We start from the raw sequence: 250 nt of genomic DNA, 5'->3' as shown, positions 1-250 counted from the left end.
GGCGGCGGAAGTGGTGTTGCTGGAAATGCAGATGAAAGAAAGCCGTCTGCGCAGCGCCTTGGCGCCGATCCGCGAGAACTACGACTACATTTTGATCGACTGCCCGCCTTCACTGTCGATGCTGACGCTGAACGCATTGGTGGCGGCCGATGGGGTCATTATCCCCATGCAGTGCGAGTACTACGCACTCGAAGGGTTGAGCGACCTTGTGGATAACATTAAGCGAATCGCTGAACTGCTCAACCCGAAC

1 protein-coding gene is annotated in these 250 nt (G+C 56.4%); it reads left to right on the top strand.

The features are described 5' to 3' along the window. A partial coding sequence (locus tag KZZ07_RS27225) for a ParA family protein (RefSeq protein WP_219520142.1) occupies nt 1–250 on the top strand: 250 nt, incomplete at both ends.

Origin of the sequence: Mameliella sp. CS4 (assembly GCF_019392335.1) — a bacterium.
Classification (GTDB): Bacteria; Pseudomonadota; Alphaproteobacteria; order Rhodobacterales; family Rhodobacteraceae; genus Antarctobacter.
Note: the sequence above shows the minus strand (reverse complement) of the source record. Positions and strands in the feature narration are given on the sequence as shown.